General features: G+C 55.1%; 22 protein-coding genes and 3 tRNA genes. 10 read left to right on the top strand and 15 right to left on the bottom strand.

Going from position 1 to position 21959, the window contains the following annotated elements:
- Window positions 1-16: 16 nt before the first annotated feature.
- A complete protein-coding gene (gene serB / locus EQV24_RS17010) occupies window positions 17-985 on the bottom strand; it encodes a phosphoserine phosphatase (RefSeq protein WP_013095495.1) in 969 nt (322 codons plus the stop codon).
- Window positions 986-1102: 117 nt separating this feature from the next.
- On the opposite strand from serB, the gene EQV24_RS17005 reads away from it, so the two are divergent.
- A complete protein-coding gene (locus EQV24_RS17005) occupies window positions 1103-1747 on the top strand; it encodes a YtjB family periplasmic protein (RefSeq protein ID WP_013095494.1) in 645 nt (214 codons plus the stop codon).
- A 39-nt stretch (window positions 1748-1786) separates the two neighbouring features.
- On the top strand, window positions 1787-2803 hold the full coding sequence (gene lplA, locus EQV24_RS17000) for a lipoate--protein ligase LplA (protein ID WP_094085093.1): 1017 nt from the start codon (window positions 1787-1789) through the stop codon (window positions 2801-2803).
- Between the two features lie 61 nt (window positions 2804-2864).
- Here lplA and deoD read toward each other — a convergent pair whose 3' ends face one another.
- The 4 genes from deoD to deoC form a co-directional block, all read right to left on the bottom strand.
- The gene (gene deoD, locus EQV24_RS16995; RefSeq protein WP_013095492.1) at window positions 2865-3587 is read right to left on the bottom strand and encodes a purine-nucleoside phosphorylase; all 723 of its coding nucleotides are present in this window, start codon (window positions 3585-3587) and stop codon (window positions 2865-2867) included.
- A gap of 83 nt (window positions 3588-3670) precedes the next feature.
- Window positions 3671-4894: a phosphopentomutase gene (deoB, locus tag EQV24_RS16990; RefSeq protein WP_013095491.1), complete on the bottom strand. Its 1224-nt coding sequence runs from the start codon at window positions 4892-4894 to the stop codon at window positions 3671-3673.
- Between the two features lie 51 nt (window positions 4895-4945).
- Window positions 4946-6268, bottom strand: coding sequence for a thymidine phosphorylase (deoA, locus tag EQV24_RS16985; protein ID WP_013095490.1), 1323 nt, complete (start codon window positions 6266-6268; stop codon window positions 4946-4948).
- A gap of 100 nt (window positions 6269-6368) precedes the next feature.
- Complete coding sequence (gene deoC, locus EQV24_RS16980; RefSeq protein WP_013095489.1) at window positions 6369-7148, bottom strand: deoxyribose-phosphate aldolase; 780 nt, start codon at window positions 7146-7148, stop codon at window positions 6369-6371.
- A gap of 262 nt (window positions 7149-7410) precedes the next feature.
- Here deoC and EQV24_RS16975 point away from each other — a divergent pair, with 262 nt between their 5' ends.
- Both EQV24_RS16975 and EQV24_RS16970 read left to right on the top strand, forming a co-directional pair.
- Window positions 7411-8958 carry a YjjI family glycine radical enzyme gene (locus EQV24_RS16975; protein ID WP_020684445.1) on the top strand — a complete coding sequence of 516 codons (1548 nt, stop codon included), beginning with the start codon at window positions 7411-7413 and terminating at the stop codon, window positions 8956-8958.
- On the top strand, window positions 8933-9793 hold the full coding sequence (locus EQV24_RS16970; RefSeq protein ID WP_130626867.1) for a YjjW family glycine radical enzyme activase: 861 nt from the start codon (window positions 8933-8935) through the stop codon (window positions 9791-9793). Before EQV24_RS16975 ends, EQV24_RS16970 begins: the two co-directional genes overlap by 26 nt.
- Here EQV24_RS16970 and EQV24_RS16965 read toward each other — a convergent pair.
- The 8 genes from EQV24_RS16965 to EQV24_RS16930 form a co-directional block, all read right to left on the bottom strand.
- The gene (locus tag EQV24_RS16965) at window positions 9788-10570 is read right to left on the bottom strand and encodes a TatD family hydrolase (RefSeq protein WP_023621924.1); all 783 of its coding nucleotides are present in this window, start codon (window positions 10568-10570) and stop codon (window positions 9788-9790) included. The genes EQV24_RS16970 and EQV24_RS16965 overlap by 6 nt on opposite strands.
- A complete protein-coding gene (locus EQV24_RS16960; protein WP_130626866.1) occupies window positions 10567-11619 on the bottom strand; it encodes a patatin family protein in 1053 nt (350 codons plus the stop codon). Before EQV24_RS16960 ends, EQV24_RS16965 begins: the two co-directional genes overlap by 4 nt.
- A 120-nt stretch (window positions 11620-11739) precedes the next feature.
- Window positions 11740-11901: a DUF1328 domain-containing protein gene (locus EQV24_RS16955; RefSeq protein WP_003856556.1), complete on the bottom strand. Its 162-nt coding sequence runs from the start codon at window positions 11899-11901 to the stop codon at window positions 11740-11742.
- Window positions 11902-12027: 126 nt separating this feature from the next.
- On the bottom strand, window positions 12028-12645 hold the full coding sequence (gene osmY / locus EQV24_RS16950) for a molecular chaperone OsmY (RefSeq protein WP_013095484.1): 618 nt from the start codon (window positions 12643-12645) through the stop codon (window positions 12028-12030).
- A 300-nt stretch (window positions 12646-12945) separates the two neighbouring features.
- Window positions 12946-14535 (bottom strand): peptide chain release factor 3, encoded by a 1590-nt coding sequence (prfC, locus tag EQV24_RS16945; RefSeq protein ID WP_023621922.1) that lies wholly within the window; start codon window positions 14533-14535, stop codon window positions 12946-12948.
- A 92-nt stretch (window positions 14536-14627) separates the two neighbouring features.
- Window positions 14628-15305 (bottom strand): pyrimidine 5'-nucleotidase, encoded by a 678-nt coding sequence (gene yjjG, locus EQV24_RS16940; RefSeq protein WP_045292816.1) that lies wholly within the window; start codon window positions 15303-15305, stop codon window positions 14628-14630.
- Between the two features lie 20 nt (window positions 15306-15325).
- Window positions 15326-15769 (bottom strand): ribosomal protein S18-alanine N-acetyltransferase, encoded by a 444-nt coding sequence (gene rimI / locus EQV24_RS16935; protein ID WP_013095481.1) that lies wholly within the window; start codon window positions 15767-15769, stop codon window positions 15326-15328.
- Window positions 15738-16151 (bottom strand): DNA polymerase III subunit psi, encoded by a 414-nt coding sequence (locus tag EQV24_RS16930; protein ID WP_013095480.1) that lies wholly within the window; start codon window positions 16149-16151, stop codon window positions 15738-15740. Before EQV24_RS16930 ends, rimI begins: the two co-directional genes overlap by 32 nt.
- Before the next feature lie 102 nt (window positions 16152-16253).
- On the opposite strand from EQV24_RS16930, the gene rsmC reads away from it, so the two are divergent.
- The 4 genes from rsmC (at window position 16254) to EQV24_RS16910 (ending at window position 17753) form a co-directional block, all read left to right on the top strand.
- Window positions 16254-17282, top strand: a complete 1029-nt coding sequence (rsmC, locus tag EQV24_RS16925; RefSeq protein WP_013095479.1) for a 16S rRNA (guanine(1207)-N(2))-methyltransferase RsmC — start codon at window positions 16254-16256, stop codon at window positions 17280-17282.
- Between the two features lie 151 nt (window positions 17283-17433).
- Window positions 17434-17520: transfer RNA gene (locus tag EQV24_RS16920), tRNA-Leu, on the top strand.
- Window positions 17521-17548: 28 nt separating this feature from the next.
- A tRNA-Leu gene (locus EQV24_RS16915) sits at window positions 17549-17635 on the top strand.
- 31 nt (window positions 17636-17666) lie between these two features.
- Window positions 17667-17753: transfer RNA gene (locus tag EQV24_RS16910), tRNA-Leu, on the top strand.
- 42 nt (window positions 17754-17795) lie between these two features.
- Here EQV24_RS16910 and EQV24_RS16905 read toward each other — a convergent pair.
- A complete protein-coding gene (locus EQV24_RS16905; RefSeq protein ID WP_013095478.1) occupies window positions 17796-18065 on the bottom strand; it encodes a DUF1435 domain-containing protein in 270 nt (89 codons plus the stop codon).
- A 216-nt stretch (window positions 18066-18281) separates the two neighbouring features.
- Between EQV24_RS16905 and EQV24_RS16900 the strand changes: the two genes are divergently transcribed.
- A complete protein-coding gene (locus tag EQV24_RS16900; RefSeq protein ID WP_038418641.1) occupies window positions 18282-19346 on the top strand; it encodes a GGDEF domain-containing protein in 1065 nt (354 codons plus the stop codon).
- Window positions 19347-19438: 92 nt separating this feature from the next.
- Window positions 19439-20227 (top strand): siderophore-iron reductase FhuF, encoded by a 789-nt coding sequence (fhuF, locus tag EQV24_RS16895; RefSeq protein WP_130626865.1) that lies wholly within the window; start codon window positions 19439-19441, stop codon window positions 20225-20227.
- A gap of 95 nt (window positions 20228-20322) precedes the next feature.
- Here fhuF and EQV24_RS16890 read toward each other — a convergent pair whose 3' ends face one another.
- A complete protein-coding gene (locus EQV24_RS16890) occupies window positions 20323-21669 on the bottom strand; it encodes a PTS cellobiose transporter subunit IIC (RefSeq protein ID WP_013095475.1) in 1347 nt (448 codons plus the stop codon).
- Window positions 21670-21959 lie beyond the last annotated feature (290 nt).

Here is a 21959-nt window from a genome sequence, read left to right as displayed (position 1 = left end):
CTACAATCGCATACCGTTATTTCTGATTCAGGCTGCCGGAGAGGATGCAGAATACACCCATCAGGTCAGCGTGACGGATTGTCACTTCCGTCTTTTCATTCACTTTTGGCTTGGCATGGTAGGCAATGCCAAGACCGGCAACTTTGATCATCGGCAGATCGTTTGCGCCATCGCCAATGGCAACGGTCTGGGCAACCGGAATTTCATATTTCTCGGCCAGTCGGCTCAGCGTATTGGCTTTATACTGCGCATCCACGATATCGCCGAGCACCTGCCCGGTCAGCTTACCGTCCATGATCTCCAGCTCGTTGGCGACCACGGTGGTCAGATGCAGTTTTTCCCGCAGGTAATCCGCGAAGAAGGTAAAGCCACCGGAAGCGATTGCCACTTTCCAGCCCAGCGACTGGAGCTTCAGCACCAGTTGCGTCAGCCCGGGCATCAGCGGCAGTTCATCGCGCACCTGACGCAGGATATTGGCATCGGCCCCTTTGAGGGTCGCCACGCGCTGTCTCAGGCTGGCAGTAAAATCCAGCTCGCCGCGCATCGCGCGCTCGGTCACTTCCGCCACCAGCTCGCCGCTGCCCGCCAGTTTGGCAATCTCATCGATACACTCAATCTGGATGGCGGTAGAGTCCATATCCATCACCAGCAGACCCGGCGTTTTCAGATGGGGGATTTTACCCAGCGGGGCAACGTCCAGCCCGGCGTCGTGTGCCAGACGCGTCGCGCGCTGCGTCAGGGAACCGGCCAGGCGAATGACCTGATAATCTTCCACACACCAGGCGGCGACAATCACCATCGCCGCACCCAGTTTAGTTTGATATTGGGTAAGGCGTTGCTTATCCAGGCCGCGTCCGTACAGCAGCCAGCCGCTACGGCCAGCGTGGTAATCCAGAGGCATCACCTCATCGCCACTTAAAGAGAGCGGCAATCCTGGCCATAAAGAGACATCCGTTGGCAGGTCGCACCAGGTAATGTTCGGCATTGAAGCTCCTGTAATTTCGTTCGCGCCGGAAGGTTCCAGAGGGAAAATAACGCATGAGGCTACCCTGTAACCATCACTTCTGGCAACATTAAGCCGTAAATTTTCAGCAGGTGGAATATGGCTCGCGCAAAACTGAAATTCCGGCTTCATCGTGCCGTGATCGTCCTTTTCTGTCTCGCCCTGTTAGTGGTGCTGATGCAAGGGGCGTCGTGGTTTAGCCAGAATCATCAACGGCAACGGAATCCGCAGTTTGAGGAGCTGGCCCGCACGCTGGCGCGTCAGGTTACGCTTAACGTCGCGCCCGCTATGCGTACCGAAACGCCGGATGACAAACGCATCAGCCAGGTTTTGCGTCAGTTAACCGAGAACAGCCGTATCCTGGATGCCGGTGTCTACGATGAAAAAGGCGATCTGATTGCCCGCGCGGGCGAGCATGTCGACGTACGCGACAGGCTGGCGCTGGACGGTAAAAAAGCCGGGGGCTACTTTAACCAACAGATCGTCGAACCTATTCAGGGCAAAAATGGTCCGCTGGGGTATCTGCGCCTGACGCTCGACACCCATACCCTGCCCACGGAAGCCAAACAGGTGGATAACACCACCAATATACTCCGTCTGATGCTCCTGCTCTCCCTCGCCATTGGCGTGGTACTGGCCCGCACCTTGCTGCAGGGCAAGCGCACCCGCTGGCAGCAGTCACCCTTCCTGCTGACCGCCAGCAAATCCGTTCCTGAAGACGAAGAGAGCGAAAAGAAAGATTAGTGATAAAGTAGGCTGATGATTCGGAAAAGGAACTCTGCCATGACGACGTTACGCCTGCTGCTCTCTGACTCTTACGATCCGTGGTTTAATCTTGCAGTGGAAGAGTGCATCTTCCGCCAGATGCCCGCCACCCAACGCGTGCTGTTTCTCTGGCGCAACGCCGACACGGTGGTCATTGGCCGCGCGCAGAATCCGTGGAAAGAGTGTAACACCCGGCGTATGGAAGAGGACAACGTCCGTCTGGCGCGCCGCAGCAGCGGCGGTGGTGCGGTATTCCACGATCTGGGCAATACCTGCTTTACCTTTATGGCAGGTAAGCCGGAATACGACAAGACCATCTCAACGTCCATTGTCCTCAACGCGCTCAATTCGCTCGGCGTGACGGCAGAAGCCTCCGGGCGTAACGATCTGGTGGTCAAAACGCCCGATGGAGATCGCAAAGTGTCAGGCTCAGCCTATCGCGAAACACTGGATCGCGGCTTCCACCACGGCACCCTTCTTCTTAACGCCGATCTCAGCCGTCTGGCGAACTACCTGAATCCCGACAAGAAAAAACTGCAGGCCAAAGGGATCACTTCCGTGCGGGGGCGCGTGGCCAACCTGGTTGAGCTTCTGCCGGACATCACTCACGCGCAAATCTGCGAGGCGATCCAGGAAGCCTTCTTTGCCCATTACGGTGAGCGCGTAGAGGCAGAGGTGATCTCCCCGGATAAAACCCCGGATCTGCCCAATTTCGCCGAGACCTTTGCCCGCCAGAGCAGCTGGGAGTGGAACTTTGGCCAGGCGCCTGCCTTTTCGCATCTGCTGGACGAACGCTTTACCTGGGGCGGCGTGGAGCTGCACTTTGACGTAGAGAAAGGTCATATCACCCGCACGCAGGTGTTTACGGACAGCCTTAACCCGGCGCCGTTAGAGGCGCTGGCGGCTCGTTTGCAGGGCTGTTTGTATCGGGCGGATATGCTGCAGCAGGAATGCGATGCGTTGATCGGGGATTTCCCGGAGCAGGAAAATGAGCTGAGGGAGTTGTCAGCGTGGATTGCACGGGCCGTGCGCTAGGTGCGACCTGGTGCTCTCACCCCAACCCTCTCCCACAGGGAGAGGGTCGGAAGAGACAGAATTACTCTTTATCGCCCAGCAGAACGGATTCCAGCGCGATTTTGATCATGTCGTTGAAGGTGGTCTGACGCTCAGCAGCCGTGGTCTGCTCGTGGGTACGGATGTGGTCAGAGACGGTGCAGATGGTCAGCGCTTTCGCACCGAACTCAGCCGCGACGCCGTAGATGCCCGCCGCTTCCATTTCCACGCCCAGGATGCCGTATTTTTCCATCACGTCGAACATCTCGCCGCCGTCCGGCGCATAGAACAGATCCGCAGAGAACAGATTACCCACGCGAGCATCAACGCCCAGCGCTTTAGCCGCGTCAACCGCGTTACGCACCATGCCGAAGTCAGCAATCGCCGCGAAGTCGTGATCTTTGAAACGCATACGGTTGACTTTGGAATCGGTGCAGGCACCCATACCAATCACCACGTCACGCAGTTTAACGTCCATGCGCACCGCGCCGCAGGAGCCAACACGGATGATTTTCTTCACGCCGAAGTCGGTGATCAGCTCTTTGGTGTAGATGGAGCAGGATGGAATACCCATACCGTGGCCCATCACGGAGATTTTGCGGCCTTTGTACGTTCCGGTGAAGCCCAGCATGCCGCGAACGTTGTTCACTTCACGCACGTCTTCCAGGAAAGTTTCTGCAATGTGTTTCGCGCGCAGCGGGTCGCCCGGCATCAATACGACGTCAGCGAAATCACCCATTTCTGCGTTAATGTGAGGAGTTGCCATCTTCAGTTCCTTTTCATTGTAAATTCGCCCTCTCCCCGTGGGAGAGGGTTGGGGTGAGGGCATCAGGCCGCACCCAACATAACTCAGAACATCGCCTTGCCATATTCCATGTCAGACGTGCCAAAATATTTCGCAATCGTCTGGCCGATGTCCGCGAAGGTTTCACGGTGCCCCAGCGAGCCCGGTTTCACTTTCGGGCCATACACCAGCACCGGAATGTGCTCACGAGTGTGGTCAGTACCGGTCCAGGTTGGGTCACAGCCGTGGTCAGCGGTCAGGATCAGAATGTCATCTTCACCCACCAGCTCCATCAGCTCTGGCAGACGACGGTCGAACAGCTCCAGGCCGGCCGCATAACCCGCCACGTCGCGACGGTGGCCCCAGGAGGAGTCGAAGTCGACGAAGTTGGTGAAGACGATGGTGTTATCACCCGCTTCTTTCATCTCTTTGACGGTCGCGTCAAACAGCGCATCCAGGCCAGTGGCTTTCACCTTTTTGGTAATACCGCAGTTAGCGTAGATATCGGCGATTTTACCCACGGAAACCACATGGCCGCCTTTCTCATCAACCAGTTTCTGCAGCACGGTAGGTGCCGGTGGCTCAACGGCCAGGTCGTGACGGTTACCGGTACGCTGGAAGTTACCCGCTTTGTCGCCGATAAACGGACGCGCGATAACACGACCAATGTTGTAGCCGCCTTCGGTCAGCTCTTCACGGGCGATTTCGCACAGCTCGTACAGTTTATCCAGGCCAAACGTCTCTTCGTGGCAGGCAATCTGGAATACGGAGTCAGCTGAGGTGTAGAAAATCGGCTTACCGGTTTTCATGTGCTCTTCGCCGAGCTGATCCAGAATCACAGTACCGGAAGAGTGGCAGTTACCGAGGTAGCCCGGCAGGTTGGCGCGTTTCACCAGCTTATCAAGCAGTTCCTGCGGGAAGCTGTTCTCGTGATCGGAGAAATAGCCCCAGTCAAACAGAACCGGCACACCGGCGATTTCCCAGTGTCCAGACGGGGTGTCTTTACCGGAAGAGAGCTCATGCGCCCAGGCGTAAGCGCCCACCACTTCCGCGTTGCCGTCCATACCGGCAGCGATTTTACCGGTAGAACCTTCGTGCGCTTTCACCAGACCGAGGCGGGTCAGATTGGGCAGAGTCAGAGGGCCTTTACGACCGTTGTCCGCTTCGCCTTTCGCACAGGCTTCCGCGATGTGACCCATGGTATCGGAACCCACGTCACCAAAACGTTCTGCATCTTCGGTTGCGCCGATGCCGAATGAGTCCAGCACCATAATAAATGCACGTTTCATAATTGTTCTCCGTACGTAGTGCTAAAAATGATTGATCAGATCAGTATACCGCTATTCGGTGATACGACGATAGACCGAAGGCGAGCTTTCTGGTGCTTTATCCGCAAGCGTAATAGCCGCTTTCACCGCCTTCGCCGCCTCCTGCCAGCTGGCTTCGTCTTTGGCGTGGATCACCGCCAGCGGACGTTCTCCGTCAACGCTGTCGCCCAGACGGGCCATATCGGTAAAGCCAACGCTGTAATCAATGGTGTCCGATGCCTGACGACGGCCGCCGCCCATCGAGACCACCGCCATACCCAGTGCACGGGTGTCCATAGCAGAGACAAAACCTTCGCTATCGGCATAAACGGCTTTGCTGAGCGTCGCGGTCGGCAGGTATTTCGCGTAGTTTTCCACGAAGTCGGTCGGGCCTTTTTGCGCCGCAACCATGCGGCCAAAGATCTCTGCCGCTTTGCCGTTATCCAGCACCGCCTGCAGCTTCGCGCGCGCTTCAGCGTCGTCTTTCGCCAGTTTGCCTGAAATCAGCATCTCGACGCACAGCGCCATGGTCACGTCGAACAGTCGTGGGTTGCGGTATTCGCCTGTCAGGAACTGAACGGCTTCGCGCACTTCGACGGCGTTACCGGCGCTGGAGGCCAGCACCTGATTCATGTCCGTCAGCAGTGCGGTGGTGCGCACGCCTGCGCCGTTGGCAACGCCAACGATCGCTTCAGCAAGCTGAGCAGAGAGTTCATAGGTTGGCATAAACGCGCCGCTGCCCACTTTTACGTCCATTACCAGCGCGTCCAGCCCTTCTGCCAGTTTCTTCGCCAGAATAGAGGCGGTGATCAGCGGGATGGAGTCAACGGTTGCGGTGATATCGCGGGTTGCGTAGAAGCGCTTGTCTGCCGGGGCAAGCGAGCTGGTCTGGCCGATGATCGCCACGCCAACGTCTTTAATAATTTCGCGGAAGCGGTTGTCATCCGGGAAGATATCGAAGCCCGGAATGGCTTCCAGTTTGTCGAGCGTACCGCCGGTGTGTCCCAGGCCGCGCCCGGAGATCATCGGGATATAACCGCCGCAGGCCGCCACCATGGGGCCGAGCATCAGAGACGTTACATCGCCTACGCCGCCGGTGGAGTGTTTGTCGACAATCGGGCCGTTGAGGTTGAGGCTCTTCCAGTCCAGTACGGTTCCTGAATCTCGCATCGCCATGGTCAACGAGACACGCTCAGGCATCGACATATCGTGGAAGAAGATGGTCATCGCCAGGGCTGCAATCTGCCCTTCTGAGATGGTGTTATCTCGAATGCCGTTGATAAAGAAGCGGATCTCTTCGTCGCTTAATGCATGACCATCACGTTTTTTACGAATAATTTCTTGTGCGAGAAACACGGTAACCCCCATGAGGAATCGGGTGAATGATGGCGGGTACGATATACCCGACCACGATCCTGTAGGCCGGGTAAGCGTAGCGCCACCCGGCAATTCAAACTTAATAGCTGCTGGCGCTCTTACCGTCGCCATGACCCAGCGCTTTCAGCAGGCTTGCCAGCAGGCTGGACGCGCCGAAGCGGTAGTGACGTGAGTCCGCCCACTCTTCGCCGAACAGCTCGTCGGCAATCGCCAGGAACTGCTGCGCGTCTTCCGCAGTACGCACACCGCCCGCCGGTTTAAAGCCCACAGTTTTGGACACGCCCATATCGCGGATCACTTCCATCATGATGCGCGCGCTTTCCGGGGTCGCATTCACCGGCACTTTACCGGTAGAGGTTTTAATGAAATCCGCACCGGCTTTGATGGAGATTTCGGACGCTTTACGAATCAGCGCTTCTTCTTTCAGTTCGCCGGTTTCGATGATCACTTTCAGCAGCACGTTTGCCGCCGCGCAGGCGTCTTTACAGGCTTTCACCAGGTCAAAGCCCACCTGCTCGTTGCCCGCGATCAGCGCACGGTACGGGAATACCACGTCAACTTCGTCTGCGCCGTAGGCAATCGCCGCGCGGGTTTCCGCCAGCGCGATCTCGATATCGTCGTTGCCGTGCGGGAAGTTAGTTACGGTTGCAATGCGCACGTCCGGGGTACCCTGCTCTTTCAGCGTTTTGCGGGCAATCGGGATAAAGCGCGGATAGATGCAGACAGCGGCAGTGTTGCCCACTGGCGTTTTCGCCTGATGACACAGGGCGATGACTTTTTCATTGGTGTCGTCATCGTTCAGGGTGGTCAGGTCCATCAGTTTCAACGCGCGCAGGCTGCTTGCAGTTAAATCGGTCATAACATTCTCCAACGGCGGTGCCGTATCAATTTTACCTTGCGGGTCTGTGAGTATTCTAACATCCACCCGCATTCACACTTCGACATTCATCACAGTTAATGAAAACTACGTACAAATTTGCATTACTGTAATGAGATCTGATTCAAAATTTTATGCGTGAACTGCTGACGAATGCAGCGATTCCCCTCGTCAGATCAAAAGCCCTGACAGGATGGCTTCCTACAATCCGTTCATCATCCGCAGAACAATCAAGGAAGCGAACATGCCCCACGCCAGCCCCGACGCCCTGCAACAACGTTGCCAGCACATTGTGACAAGCCCGGTGTTAACCCCGGAACAGAAACGTCATTTTCTGGCGCTGGAAGCGGAAAACAATCTGCCTTATCCGGCACTTCCTGAGGCGGCTCGTGCCGCGCTGGACAAGGGATTTATCTGCGACATGTTTGAAGGCCACGCGCCCTATAAACCCCGTTATGTTCTGCCGGATTACGCAACGTTTCTGGCTAAAGGTTCAGAATGGCTGGAGCTGGAGGGGGCGAAAGATCTGGATGACGCGCTCTCGCTGTTAACCATTCTCTACCATCATGTGCCTTCAGTAACATCAATGCCGGTCTATCTCGGTCACCTTGATGCCTTACTGCAACCCTATGTTAGAATTCTAACACAAGAAGCGATCGATAGCCGAATAAAACGTTTCTGGCGCTATCTCGACAGAACGTTGCCGGACGCCTTTACGCACGTCAACATCGGTCCGGCAGATACCCCCATCACCCGCGCCATTTTGCGTGCCGATGCAGAATTGAAGCAGGCTGCACCGAATCTGACGTTTATTTATGACCCGGACGTGACGCCGGACGATCTCCTGCTTGAGGTGGCAAAAAATATCTGTGAATGCAGCAAACCGCATATTTCCCATGGCCCGGTGAATGATAAAATTTTCACAAAAGGCCGCTATGGCATCGTGAGCTGTTACAACTCGCTGCCGCTGGCGGGCGGCGGCAGTACGCTGGTCCGCCTCAATCTGCGGGCGATTGCTGAACACAGCGCGTCACCCGACGATTTCTTCACGCGTATGTTGCCGCACTACTGCCAGCAACAAATGGCCATCATTGATGCCCGCTGCGCGTTTCTCTATCAACAATCCGGCTTCTTTGAGAATAGCTTCCTGGTGAAAGAGGGGCTGATTGATGCCGATCGCTTTGTACCGATGTTTGGCATGTACGGCATGGCAGAGGCAGTGAATACGCTTTGCGAAAAAGCGGGTATCGACGGCCGTTACGGGATGAGCGAGCAGGCCAACGCGCTGGGCTATCGCATCAGCGAGCAGCTGGCGGCGTTTGTGGAAAACACGCCGGTGAAATACGGCTGGAAACAGCGTGCGATGCTCCATGCACAGTCGGGAATAAGTTCAGATGTCGGTACCACTCCGGGTGCGCGTCTGCCGTACGGCGACGAGCCGGATCCCATCACTCATCTGCTGGCCGTGGCGCCGCATCACCCGCACTACTCCGCCGGGATCAGCGACATTCTAACGCTGGATGAGACGGTAAAACGCAATCCGCAGGCGGTCGTGCAGCTGTGCCTGGGGGCGTTTAAGGCCGGTATGCGGGAATTTACCGCCAACGTAGCCGGTAACGATCTGGTGCGCGTGACCGGCTATATGGTGCGGCTGTCGGATCTGGCACAGTATCGCGAAGCCGGATCGCGCACCAATACCACCTGGCTTGGCGAAGAAGCCGCACGCAATACCCGCATTCTGGAACGTCAGCCGCGCGTGGTCAGCCATGAACAGCAGATGCGCTTTAGTTAGTCAGGTTATCCCCTTCTCCTGCGTGGACGGGCCGGGCAGCCGCCTGGCCCTCTTCCTGCAGGGCTGTAACCTGCGCTGTAAAACCTGCCACAACCCGTGGACCATCGGGCGCTGCAACGACTGCGGCGACTGCGTGCCCCACTGCCCGCACGATGCACTGAACATTCAGGCCGGGCGCGTCTGGTGGCAGGAGAGTCGGTGCCAGCAGTGCGATACCTGCCTGCATCTGTGCCAGCAGCAGGCAACGCCAATGGCGCAGCACCTGAGCGTGGAAGAGATCCTCGCGCAGGTCCGTAAAGCCGCCCCTTTTATTGAAGGGGTTACCGTGAGCGGCGGCGAAGCCACTACCCAGTTGCCGTTTTTGATCGCCCTGTTCACGGCGATCAAAACGGATCCCGCCCTGCGCCACCTTACGTGTCTGGTGGACAGTAACGGTCTGCTGGGGGAAACCGGCTGGCAAAGACTGCTGCCGGTACTGGATGGCGCGATGGTGGATCTCAAGGCGTGGGGAAACGAACATCACCGCGTGCTGACCGGACGCGAAAACCCGCAGATTAAGCAAAGCATTCGCTGGCTGGCGCAGCATCAGCGGCTGACGGAACTGCGTTTACTGATGATCCCTGAGCAGTGCGATTATCTGGAGCATCTTAAGCCCCTGACAACATTTATCCTCGGGCTGGGGAATGTGCCGGTACGCATTAACGCGTTTCACGCGCACGGGGTTTACGGCGAGGCGGCGTCATGGCGCAGCGCTACACCGGAGGACATCGAGCCGCTGGCGCTGGCGCTCGAAAAACAGCACATCACGGTGATCCGCCCGGCACTTTACCTATAGCGTGATGCCAAACAGCGCGCGGGTATTTTCCAGCAGCGCATCTGCAATCTCCGTTTCCGGCTCCTCACGCAGTTCACACAGCGTGGTAAACACGCGTGCCGCCTGTTCCGGGCGGTTCGGCTGTCCCTGAAAACCGTTTAATGGCATATCAGGAGCATCCGTTTCCAGTAACAGAGCAGACAGCGGCAACTGTGCCATTACGTCGCGTGTTTTGCTGGCCCGGGGATAGGTAATGGTACCGCCCACGCCAATCTTATAGCCCAGTTCAATAAAACGCTGCGCCTGCTGCAAGCTACCGGAGAAACCGTGCACCACTCCTTTTCGCGGCAGATCGATGCGTTTCAGGTGCATCGCCAGTTTGTCGTGCGTACGTCGTGAGTGGAGGATCACCGGCAGATCGTGACGCTTTGCCAGCCTGAGCTGGGCATCAAGGATCGTCTGCTGGCGTTCAAACTGCGGATTATCGCGATAGAGATCGAGGCCGATCTCACCCATCGCGACCAGTTTGTTTTCGCGGGTTTGCAGCGCCGCATCCAGTACGTCGAGATGTTCGTCCAGATGGTGTTCTATCACTATAGGATGCAGACCCAGTGCGGCATACAGCGCATCATGGCGGCGGGCGAGATCAAGCACGCGCTCGAATCTGTCCACTTCGATTGCAGGCACAATCATCGCGTGGATACCCGCCTGAGCGGCGCGCTCAATGCTCTGCGTCTCGTCCCCCGTAAACGGCGGAAAATCAAAGTGGCAGTGGGTATCAACAAAACGGTGCGTCACGCCAGATCCTCGTTATCCAGTAAAGCGTCATTCGCCTGCGGGACATCCACCAGCGGCACGGTCAGCGGATCGTTAGCCACAATCGCAGGCGGCGTAATAATGTGTTTGTGCCGGTGCAGCGGCGGTTGCTCTGCCAGCATTTTTCCAACCGTCGCCAGGAAGTAGCGTCCGCACAGTCGCCCCGTTTTATAATCTGCACGCAGCGCGGGAACACGGCTGCCGAGCGCCATACTGACCAGCGGTTTCGGCGGATAAATTTCAAAAATACGCAGCTTACCCGGCGGTTTTTCGATAAAGCGTTGCATCGCGCCGTAGGTGGTTTCATGCTGCTTCGCGATATTCACCAGCGGCTGCAAACTGCTGTCGCCCAACCAGCGCTCCATCCGTTTAAACCACTGCGGCGTGTAGTACATTTGCGACGGCACAGTGCGGATCACCACAATGGTTTTTGCCCCCCGCCGGGCCGCTTCCTGCACCGGCACCGCGTCACTGATGCCGCCGTCGAGATAGCTGATGCCGTCCAGCAGCGCGCCGGTCCGATAAAAACCGGGAATGGCGCTGGAGGCACGGATGATATCCAGCCAGTTCTCTTTTTGCGGAGAGAAATAGCCCGGGGAATAATCATCGCCCCGGCTGGCGCACATCCAGAACGCTTTGCCGCTATCAAACAGGCGTGCGGCGGTATCCATCGCCAGCGGCATCTGGCTGGAGGTGGATTCCAGCAGCCAGTCGAGATCGATCAGGTTGCCGCCCCGCACGAAGCGCACCGGGTTAAAAAATTCTTTCGCCGTGGTGTAGCGCATAATGACTTTTCGCGCGTAGCCAGGCTGGTTACAGACATAGGCAGACAGGTTCTGCGCCCCGGCAGACGTGCCGAAGTAAAGGTCAAACGGGTTGAATTGCGCGCGCATAAATTCATCCAGCACGCCGGCGGTAAAAATGCCGCGCTGCCCGCCCCCCTCGCAAACCAGCGCAAGTTGACCAGCACGAAACGGTTTTAACGTCAGCGGCGTAATATTGCCGAGCGTAACGGGAATTCGTTGCCCCACCTCTGCTTTCCTGTTTTGATTATTTTCTCTCTCCACAGTAACGCACCCGACCAGCAACGCAAATAAGAAAAAGCCAGTCATCACGACTGGCTTTTTTTTGTTTAAGGAATATTGCGTTTGCTACGGACGTCTGCGTCCCGTAAACAGGCTCACCAGGAACAGGATGATACCGACAACGAAGACAATTTTAGCTGCCCAGGCCGCTGTACCCGCCAGTCCGCCAAAGCCCAAAGCGGCGGCAATTAACGCGATAACCAGAAATATAATGCCCCAACGAAACATAAGCCTCTCCTTTACCATAGTTAATGTCGGCCGCTAAATATGAGCGCTCAGGTCACTCACCGGCGTTTTTCCAGAGTCATTTTTATTTCGCCCGCAGGGCTGGCCTGTCGGGCGAATCGTGCAGGTTTACTTCGTTTTCAGATCGTTTTTAACGCTTTTCACACCATCAATCGCTTTCGCAATGGATTCGGCGCGGTCAATTTGCGCCTGAGAATCTACCGTACCGGAAAGCTGAACCACACCGTCGGTGGTTTCCACTTTGACTTTACGCGATGGCACGATGTCGTCAGCTAACAGTTTAGCTTTGATTTCGCTGGTCGTAGCGGCATCGCCTGCATAGCCTTTCACCGACGCGTTTTTGCTGTCACGGACGTGCAGTTTGTCACTTACAGACGCAACGCCTTCAACTCCCTTCGCCACTTTGACCGCCTGTTCGGCCTGGGCCTGGCTTTCAACAAAGCCACTCAGGGTGACAACTTTTTGCTCGGTTTTTACGGAAATATCGGTGCTCTTGATAGCTTCATCATCTACCAGCGCGGCTTTCACTTTTGCTGTGATTGAGCTGTCATCCATGAAATTACCGACTTTATTCATAGAGCTATCGATTTTTTCCCCTGCGGTATTAGCGGTGTTTTGCGCTTTATCCATGGTGCTGGATTCCGCCAGAGCGGAGCCGCTTACCAGAACGCTACCCAATGTCACCGCCAGCAGAGTTTTAGAAATCTTCAGTCTTGTCATATTCATCGATGTATTCCTGTGTTTTGCCCGTTATTCGGGCTACATACTTCCTTAGTAGTTTTATATATTGCGAATAGACACACGGGCAAAATGGAGAACCTAAAGTCATGCATTGAACAGTTTATTCATCCACGCCCGGAGCTAAACACTGAGTTAAATATAGATCACTCTCACAGAGGTGCTTTCAGTTTCGGGCAAAAAACGAGCAAAAAGCGCGAAAATGCGATGAATTAAGAACATTCCGCAAGGGACTAATAAGACAGGAAATAAAGAAGAGCACGGCGGCTGCCGTGCTCTGAGAGGGGATTAGTGTTCGCGCGTTTTGCGGAACTGTACGTCAGGATAACGTTCCTGCGTCAGATTCAGGTTAACCATGGTTGGGGCGATATAGGTCAGATTATCACCGCCATCCAGCGCCAGCTGAACTTCGTTCTTACGCTTGAACTCTTCGAATTTCTTCACGTCAGCACATTCAACCCAGCGCGCGGTCGCCACGTTGACCGATTCGTAAATCGCTTCCACGTTGTATTCGCTCTTCAGACGCGCAACCACCACGTCGAACTGCAGCACACCCACCGCACCCACGATCAGATCGTTATTCGCGATTGGACGGAAGACCTGCACAGCACCCTCTTCGGAAAGCTGCACCAGCCCTTTCAGCAACTGTTTCTGCTTCAGCGGATCTTTCAGGCGAATGCGGCGGAACAGCTCTGGCGCGAAGTTCGGAATCCCGGTGAACTTCATCATTTCGCCCTGCGTGAAGGTATCGCCGATCTGGATGGTGCCATGGTTATGCAGACCGATAATGTCACCCGGATACGCTTCTTCCACGTGCGAACGGTCGCCCGCCATGAAGGTCAGCGCGTCGGAGATCACCACATCTTTACCGATACGCACCTGACGCAGCTTCATACCCTTTTCATACTTGCCGGACACCACGCGCATAAAGGCCACGCGGTCACGGTGTTTCGGGTCCATATTAGCCTGAATTTTAAAGACGAAGCCGGTGAACTTCTCTTCTTTCGCTTCCACTTCACGGGTGTCGGTTTTACGTGGCATCGGCTGCGGCGCCCACTCCACCAGACCGTCGAGCATATGGTCGACGCCGAAGTTACCCAGAGCGGTACCAAAGAAGACCGGGGTAATTTCGCCGCTCAGGAACAGCTCTTTATCGAACTCATGAGATGCCCCTTTCACCAGCTCCAGCTCGTCACGCAGCTGTGCAGCCAGCTCGTCACCCACCGCGGCGTCCAGATCCGGGTTATCCAGACCTTTCACGATGCGCACTTCCTGAATGGTGTGGCCTTTACCTGTCTGATACAGATAGGTTTCGTCTTTATAAAGGTGGTAAACCCCTTTGAACAATTTACCGCAGCCAATTGGCCAGGTGATGGGCGCACAGGCAATCTTCAGCTCGTTTTCCACTTCATCCATCAGCTCCATCGGATCACGGATGTCACGGTCGAGTTTGTTCATAAAGGTGAGGATTGGCGTATCGCGCAGACGGGTCACTTCCATCAGCTTACGGGTACGGTCTTCTACACCTTTTGCGGCGTCGATCACCATCAGGCAGCAGTCCACCGCCGTCAGCGTACGGTAGGTATCTTCGGAGAAGTCTTCGTGGCCTGGGGTGTCCAGCAGGTTCACCAGGCAGTCGTGATACGGGAACTGCATCACGGAGGTGGTAATCGAAATACCACGCTGTTTTTCCATCTCCATCCAGTCAGATTTTGCGTGCTGGCTGGAGCCACGGCCCTTTACGGTACCGGCGGTCTGGATGGCCTGTCCGAACAGCAGCACCTTCTCGGTGATGGTGGTTTTACCGGCATCCGGGTGCGAGATAATGGCAAAAGTGCGGCGTTTGGCCACCTCTTGCAGATAAGGAGACAACGTCATAATCAAATCTTCTTATATAAGCGCGACAGCAGGCCGCGCATCATGGAATACGAAAAATGCGGCTATTTTACCCATCAATGGGGGGCAGGCAATCATTGTTTACACAGGAGCTGCTCCAGTTCGTTCAACGACGTTACGGTCCAGGTTGGCTCAATACCTTCTGGCTTCATGCGGCCATGCGCATTCAACCAGACGGTCGACAGACCAGAATTCATGCCGCCCAGAATATCCGACTCCGCGGTATCACCCACCATCAGCACACGGTCGCGATCGGGGTTGCCGGCTTGCGCCAGTGCATAATCAAAAATACGTGGATCCGGCTTCGGCACGCCCACCTCTTCTGAGATCACCAGCGCGTCGAAATGATCGCGCAGGCCCGTGCGCTCAAGGCGAATCTGCTGCAGCGCGGTAAAACCGTTGGTGATGATCCCCAGTTTGACCTTGCCTTTCAGCGAATCAAGCAGGGAAACCGCCCCCGGCAGCGGGGCGCAGATATCGGCCATCGCATTGAGGAATGCCTCGTTTAACGCGCCTGGACTCACATTTAACCGTTCGGCCCAGACATCGAAACGCTGGTGCTGCAGTTGTAACGCGGTGATGGCACCGTTCTGGTAATCCACCCACAGCGGTTTATTCACCGCCTGATAGTCCTGAAAATCTTCAGCGGTGAAGGTCACGCTATAGTCCAAAAACATCCGCTGTAGACCACCGAACGAATCGAACGTAAAGAGCGTTTCGTCGGCGTCAAAGAAAATCCAGTCCCATTTCATCGTTACAACCTTATTTTTCGTTATCCAATCGGCAGAGCCATAATAATGGCGTCTTCACGTCCCTCTGCGGTCGGGTAGTAGTTACGGCGAATTGTCGCCTCGTTAAAGCCTAAGCTTTCATAGAGCGCGATGGCGGCGACATTTGACGCGCGCACCTCCAGCCACAGGGTGAAAACGTCACGGGTTTCGAGCTCACGAATGAGATGCGTAAGCAGTTCTCTTCCCAGCCCACGGCGCTGAAACGCGGGATCCACCGCGATATTAAACAGCGTGGCCTCATCCAGAACGACCTGGGTTATCGCAAATGCGGCCAGGGTGCCGTCAACGTCCAGGCGGTAATTCAGATACCGTTCGCCCTGATTGCTGGCGAGTGTCTTTTCGCTCCACGGAAACGCATGGGCGCGTGTTTCAATCGCATACGCCGCAGGCAGATCAGGCGTCGTGAGGGAAGAAATCGTGTTCATATTCGCAGATTTGTTGCCATAGCGCGCTTCGCGCTTTTGGGTTGGCTTTCAGCTCTTCCAGCACGGGGGAGCTGATCTGGCTCCCGGAAAGGGATATGTCGTTTGTCTCGCCCATTCGCCAGCAGTTGCAATGGCTGTCAGGAGGAAGCATGGCGACCCTGTCCGGCGTCAGCTGTAAAACCTGGTCGGCCGTCAGCTTCAGGCTGCGAAGGACATCACCAATCAGGGCATCATTCAGGGCAGGCAGTTCTTCCGCCACCATCACCAGACGCACGTGCGCAGGGATGGCGATGGCGATTTCCCCCTGCAACGCCGTCGGGCGACGCAAGGCCCACTGGGTGATACCCAGCTGCTGCAACTGCCAGTCACGTCGGGATGTCATAGCGAAAACTCCTGTCTCTCAGGCGCGCAAATATAGCAAATGTGTCGAAAGTGCGCCATCTACCTACTATAATCCCCGCCTGAGTTTATTGAGGAACAATTCATGTCTGCATTTACCCCGGCAAGTGAAGTCTTGCTGCGTCACAGTGATGATTTCGAAGAAAGCCGTATTCTGTTTGCCGGAGATATGCAGGATGACCTGCCCGCGCGTTTCGACTGTGCTGAAAGCCGTGCCCATACCCAATACTACCACCACTGGCAGGTGCTGAGCCGCCAGATGGGCGAGCGCGCACGCTTTAGCCTGGTGGCGGAACAGAGTGATGTTGCTGACTGCGACACGCTGATCTACTACTGGCCGAAGAACAAACCGGAAGCGCAGTTCCAGCTGATGAATCTGCTCTCTCTGCTGCCGGTCGGGTGCGATATTTTCGTGGTCGGTGAGAACCGCAGCGGCGTGCGAAGCGCAGAGCAGATGCTGGAAGCGTACGCCCCGCTCAATAAAGTCGACAGCGCCCGTCGCTGCGGCCTGTATCATGGTCGTCTGGAAAACCAGCCTTCCTTTGATGCCGGGACATACTGGGATGCGTATCAGCTTGATGGCCTGACCATTAAAACCCTGCCGGGCGTTTTCAGCCGTGACGGGCTGGACGTGGGCAGTAAGCTGCTGCTCTCCACGCTGACGCCGCACACCAAAGGCAAAGTGCTGGACGTAGGCTGCGGTGCAGGGGTACTGGCCACGGTGCTGGCAAGCCACTCACCAAAAGTCCGCCTGACGCTCTGTGACGTCAGCGCGCCAGCAGTTGAAGCCAGCCGTGCGACGCTTGCCGCAAACGGCTTCGAAGGGGATGTCTTCGCCAGCAACGTCTTCTCGGACGTTACCGGTCGGTTCGACATGATTATTTCAAATCCGCCGTTCCACGATGGCATCGAAACCAGCCTTGAAGCAGCGCAAACGCTGATCCGTGGCGCTGTACGTCACCTGAACAGCGGGGGGGAACTGAGGATCGTCGCCAACGCGTTTCTGCCGTACCCAAAAGTGCTGGATGAAACCTTCGGCTTCCATGAAGTTATCGCGCAAACAGGCCGTTTTAAGGTCTACCGTACCGTGATGACGCGCCAGGCTAAAAAGTAGTCCACGGGTATTGTTTGCCGGAGAAGGGCCATCCCCCTCCGGCCATTTTTGCAGCAATCAAAACAACGCGCGCATTTTTCTATTGACGTAAAGCTCAAAACATCTAGAATGCGCCTCCGTGGTTACGATACTTTTACAGTATCGATGGTATGCGAAGGTGGCGGAATTGGTAGACGCGCTAGCTTCAGGTGTTAGTGTCCTTACGGACGTGGGGGTTCAAGTCCCCCCCCTCGCACCATAAATCACGTTGATATTGCTCGCACTGGGCGAAGGTGGCGGAATTGGTAGACGCGCTAGCTTCAGGTGTTAGTGTTCTTACGGACGTGGGGGTTCAAGTCCCCCCCCTCGCACCAACGAGGCGATATCAAAAAGTAAGATAACTGTGCGAAGGTGGCGGAATTGGTAGACGCGCTAGCTTCAGGTGTTAGTGTCCTTACGGACGTGGGGGTTCAAGTCCCCCCCCTCGCACCAATTATCTTGCATCCCCTCTGAAGTCCTTCATATTATTCCCTGTTATTTCAAACTCATCAGTATCACCAGAATTCCACTGACCAGCGCGACGCATGATGGCAACAAAACAAAGTGCCGTAATTGCTTATGCCAGATCATGGCTGAGGACATCAGCAACCCTGACACGATGATGGCTTTCCAGAGTTCAATGGAGAGATCGGCAAACATCAGACCGCCGAGGATGGCTCCCGGCAGTAATACCCCCCAACCACTTCCTAACACCCGGTTCAACATGGTTTGCCCTTTCGAATCGATAATGATAACCAATATCATATGACAAGCATTATCATTTGTCAGCACCGATAATTAAAAACCGTGGCCGTTTACCTTTCCCGTAATGACAGGCATTGTTTAAGGTGATAAATTGCCCACCTGTTAACTACTCATAAAGTTTCTCTGATAATTACTCGTTGATTTTTTTTGCTTCCATTATTGCGAAACAACACCCATTTATCTGTTTTAATTAAATTTTAATAAAAACGCACTACTATGACATCACAATCCTGGCGGTCTTTGGTCAACAGCAAATATCAATTATCGTTACGTTTATTTTTATTTTTGAACGCAACCTCAGCGGTGTTCTCGGTAACAAATCCGCTCTATTCTGTTCAGCTGTTATCTTTCCCCCTGCTGGCTATTTTTACGCTCAGCACCGGATTGCTGCTCTGGCACTGGCAAAAGTGTACCCGCAAGATAAATATTCCTGTGGTTTCAGCGATATTCGGTATTTTATGGGCCTGGCAAATCGCCTCAAAATTTTCGCTAATTACGCACGATCGGGCGACATATTTGATCATGGCGCTATTAACGGTGCTTTTTATCGGTTCGCTGGCATTCGCCATTAATATCAAAGCGTTTACGCTCCACTCATTACCCGCATTTATTGTCTGCCTGTGGTTAAGCCCCTCTGAACACTGGTTGAGAATGATCTACTCTTTCATTCTTCCGGTCGTAGCTATCGGCGTTCACCACGTACTACAAAGACGTAACGATCGCTTCGCTCAGGAGCTCCTCTCCCGGTTACTGGAAGAACGAGAAACCCTGACCGATCTCAGCATGATGGATCCACTTACCGGCCTGTATAACCGTCGCGGCTTGCAAAGCCGACTGGAGAATCTGCCTGCGGTAGAAAACGGCGAACATTTTGTCCTGCTAATGGATATCGATCACTTCAAGGCCTATAACGACCACTACGGCCATATGATGGGTGACCAGGCGTTAATCCGTGTCTCGGCAGCCATTCGTGATGCCGTACGCTCGCGGGATATTGTTGCGCGGTTTGGCGGGGAAGAGTTTATGGTACTGCTGACGAACATCTCGCTGGAACATGCCCGCCAGACGGCAGAGCGCATTCGTCAGAAAGTGTACGACTTAAAAATCCCCCACATGTTCAATGAGCGCGTCGCGACTAACGTCACCATCAGCATTGGTATTGCCATTTTTGAGAATGAAGACGCAGAAGGCGCGCTGGAAAAAGCAGATAAAGCCCTCTACGAAGCAAAGCATCTTGGGCGGAATAACATTCTGCTCAGCGAAGAGCTACAGGCGGTTTAAGCACAGCATTCTCTCTCCAGGACAAAAGTCTTGCCATCGGTATGAGCAATAGTTAGGATTGGCAATCATTATCATTTAGATTTCTATCTATTATGGCCACTCATACCGTACAGACTGTTGAACCCCTCCTCTGGCGAGCCCGTCTCACCACGGGAGACTCTTCGCTTGCGGAAGCCATACGCGAAAAGATAGCGGCAACCCGAGCCCATCTGCTGGACTTTATCAAACTGGATGAGCCGCATCCGCACCACGCCATGACACTGGCACAGTGGCAGCAGCCGGCAAAACGCCAGTCGCTGCTGGCAACCTATTCTGACCATATCTATCGCAATCAACCCACCCTTACGCGGGAAAATAAGCCCCTGCTCTCTCTCTGGGCGCAATGGTACATCGGCCTGATGGCGCCTCCGCTCATGCTGGCATTGCTCACCCAGGAGACCATGCTGGATCTCTCCCCGGAGTATTTTCACGTTGAGTTCCACGAGACGGGGCGTGCGGCCTGCTTCTGGATCGATCTTCACGAAGACCCAACGGCCATGCATCTTTCTGCCACGCAGCGGATGGAGCGGCTCGTGACCCGCGCCCTTATGCCGGTGGTGAATGCTCTGGAAGAGACAGGTGAGATCAATGGGAAGCTTATCTGGAGTAATACCGGCTATTTAATCCACTGGTATTTGACGGAAATGAAGCCCCTGCTCGGTGATGAGAAGGTGGATGCCCTGCGTCAGTCCTTGTTCTTTACGAAACAGCTTGCGGATGGCCGCGATAACCCGTTATTCCGTACCGTGGTGCCGCGTGACGGGCTTCTGGTGCGCCGCACTTGCTGCCAGCGCTATCGCCTGCCGGACATTCAGCAGTGCGGGGATTGTACGCTGAAGTAGTCGTACCCGGCCTGATGCCCTCACCCTGCCCCTCTCCCACAGGGAGAGGGAACAAACACTAAAAACGGCAACTTATGTTGCCGTTTTGCTTTTACCTAGGCCACCTGCTGATTTTCCGCTTCAGCATTACGCTGCGCTTCTTCCGCTTCCTGCTCCAGCAGCTGCTTCTCGTACACTTTAAAGAACGGGAAGTAGATGATGGCGGAGACACACGCAAGCACCACTACCAGAATGGCCGCGCGGAAATCCCAGCCCAGCGCCCATGCGGCACCCACAGGCGCGGGTGCTGTCCATGGCACAACAGAGATCACGCGGCTTATCAAATCAAACTTCATTGCCGCCCAGGCCAGCACGGCGTTGACCATCGGCGCCAGCAGGAACGGAATAAAGAACACCGGGTTCATGACGATCGGCGTACCAAAGATGACCGGTTCGTTGATGTTAAAGATGCTCGGCACCACGCTCAGACGTCCGATTGAGCGCAGATGCGCTGAACGGCTGCGCAGGTAGCAGAACACCAGCCCCATTGTCGCCCCCGAGCCCCCAATCACGATAAAGAACGTCCAGAACGCTTCCATAAAGATATGGGGAAGAGGCTGGCTTGCCGCCAGGGCGGTCTGGTTAGCCCCGAGATTGGTCAGCCAGAACATCTGCAGCATCCCGGAGACAATTGCCGCCCCGTGGATCCCTGCGAACCACAGTAAATGACCAATCAACACCGCCAGCAGGATGGCAGGCAGAGAATCCGCAGCGGAAACCAGCGGTTTGAAGATTGACATAATGGCCTGCGGGATCAGCATGCCAAACTGAGACTGAATCAACAAACTCAGCGGATAGAGCGTCAGTACAACCACCAGCACCGGGATCAGCAGATCAAAGGAGTTTTTGATCATCGGAGGAACCTGGTCCGGCAGACGGATACCGATATTGTGCGCTTTGAGGAAACGCATCATCTCAACGCAGTAGATTGCTACCAGAATCGCAGTAAAGATCCCCGTGCCTCCCAGGCTGTCTACGGGCAGCGTGCCTTTGGTCTTAGGTGCAGCCACCAACAGAAACGCCATCAGCGACAGCATGGCGCACATGAACGGATCTAACTGATGCGATTTCACATAGTGTTTGCCGAGGTTATAGGCAATGGCCGCACAAATATAAATGGACATAATGCCCATCGTCATATCGAACGGCGTCAGGATCTGGCCTTCAAATTGCTTTGCCATGTCCAGCCAGGCGCGCGCGAAGCCCCAGGTGGTGTCTGGCGAAAACGGTGGGTAAGCAAACACTAACAAAAATGAACCGACAATCATGAAGGGCATCGCGGAGATAAACCCGTCGCGGATAGCCATAACATGACGCTGGGAAGAGATCCGCCCGGCAATGGGACTGACGTAATTTTCAACGAAACGGAATATCAGATTAAACGCAGCATGGTTGGCAGACATAGCAGATCTCCTGTCAGACGTTCGATACGGGCGCTTTCACGCCACACGTTGTTCCATAAATCAGCTTCACAACCTTGCTGGCTCGTGTACCAGCGGTACTGCTCAGACGGAATGGTTTCATAATGTGCTCTTATTATTGGATACAGGGGACGTTACGTCCTCAGTATTAATCTCTGATTCACGCTCTGCAACCGGTTACTGTAACCGGTTTCTGTGAATGTGAAGGCGATCCAGAAATCGGCCATGTAGGATATTTGTTACTTAAGAGATATTTACAGCAGATAAATTCT

The organism is Enterobacter sp. A8, assembly GCF_004296595.1.
In the GTDB taxonomy this organism is placed as follows: Bacteria; Pseudomonadota; Gammaproteobacteria; order Enterobacterales; family Enterobacteriaceae; genus Enterobacter; species Enterobacter cloacae.
The sequence above is the reverse complement of the archived record's forward strand: the minus strand, read 5'-3'. Positions and strand labels throughout refer to the sequence as shown.

Bases quoted from the DNA above. Each gene is read 5' to 3' on its own strand.
- EQV24_RS16970 (WP_130626867.1), top strand. From the start codon at position 8,933: ATGAACAGCAGATGCGCTTTAGTTAGTCAGGTTATCCCCTTCTCCTGC.
- EQV24_RS16890 (WP_013095475.1), bottom strand. From the start codon at position 21,669: ATGTCTGCCAACCATGCTGCGTTTAATCTGATATTCCGTTTCGTTGAA.
- EQV24_RS16900 (WP_038418641.1), top strand. From the start codon at position 18,282: ATGACATCACAATCCTGGCGGTCTTTGGTCAACAGCAAATATCAATTA.
- deoD (WP_013095492.1), bottom strand. From the start codon at position 3,587: ATGGCAACTCCTCACATTAACGCAGAAATGGGTGATTTCGCTGACGTC.
- prfC (WP_023621922.1), bottom strand. From the start codon at position 14,535: ATGACGTTGTCTCCTTATCTGCAAGAGGTGGCCAAACGCCGCACTTTT.
- osmY (WP_013095484.1), bottom strand. From the start codon at position 12,645: ATGAATATGACAAGACTGAAGATTTCTAAAACTCTGCTGGCGGTGACA.
- lplA (WP_094085093.1), top strand. From the start codon at position 1,787: ATGACGACGTTACGCCTGCTGCTCTCTGACTCTTACGATCCGTGGTTT.
- EQV24_RS16975 (WP_020684445.1), top strand. From the start codon at position 7,411: ATGCCCCACGCCAGCCCCGACGCCCTGCAACAACGTTGCCAGCACATT.
- serB (WP_013095495.1), bottom strand. From the start codon at position 985: ATGCCGAACATTACCTGGTGCGACCTGCCAACGGATGTCTCTTTATGG.
- EQV24_RS16905 (WP_013095478.1), bottom strand. From the start codon at position 18,065: ATGATATTGGTTATCATTATCGATTCGAAAGGGCAAACCATGTTGAAC.
- rsmC (WP_013095479.1), top strand. From the start codon at position 16,254: ATGTCTGCATTTACCCCGGCAAGTGAAGTCTTGCTGCGTCACAGTGAT.
- EQV24_RS16930 (WP_013095480.1), bottom strand. From the start codon at position 16,151: ATGACATCCCGACGTGACTGGCAGTTGCAGCAGCTGGGTATCACCCAG.
- deoC (WP_013095489.1), bottom strand. From the start codon at position 7,148: ATGACCGATTTAACTGCAAGCAGCCTGCGCGCGTTGAAACTGATGGAC.
- fhuF (WP_130626865.1), top strand. From the start codon at position 19,439: ATGGCCACTCATACCGTACAGACTGTTGAACCCCTCCTCTGGCGAGCC.
- deoB (WP_013095491.1), bottom strand. From the start codon at position 4,894: ATGAAACGTGCATTTATTATGGTGCTGGACTCATTCGGCATCGGCGCA.
- rimI (WP_013095481.1), bottom strand. From the start codon at position 15,769: ATGAACACGATTTCTTCCCTCACGACGCCTGATCTGCCTGCGGCGTAT.
- EQV24_RS17005 (WP_013095494.1), top strand. From the start codon at position 1,103: ATGGCTCGCGCAAAACTGAAATTCCGGCTTCATCGTGCCGTGATCGTC.
- yjjG (WP_045292816.1), bottom strand. From the start codon at position 15,305: ATGAAATGGGACTGGATTTTCTTTGACGCCGACGAAACGCTCTTTACG.
- EQV24_RS16955 (WP_003856556.1), bottom strand. From the start codon at position 11,901: ATGTTTCGTTGGGGCATTATATTTCTGGTTATCGCGTTAATTGCCGCC.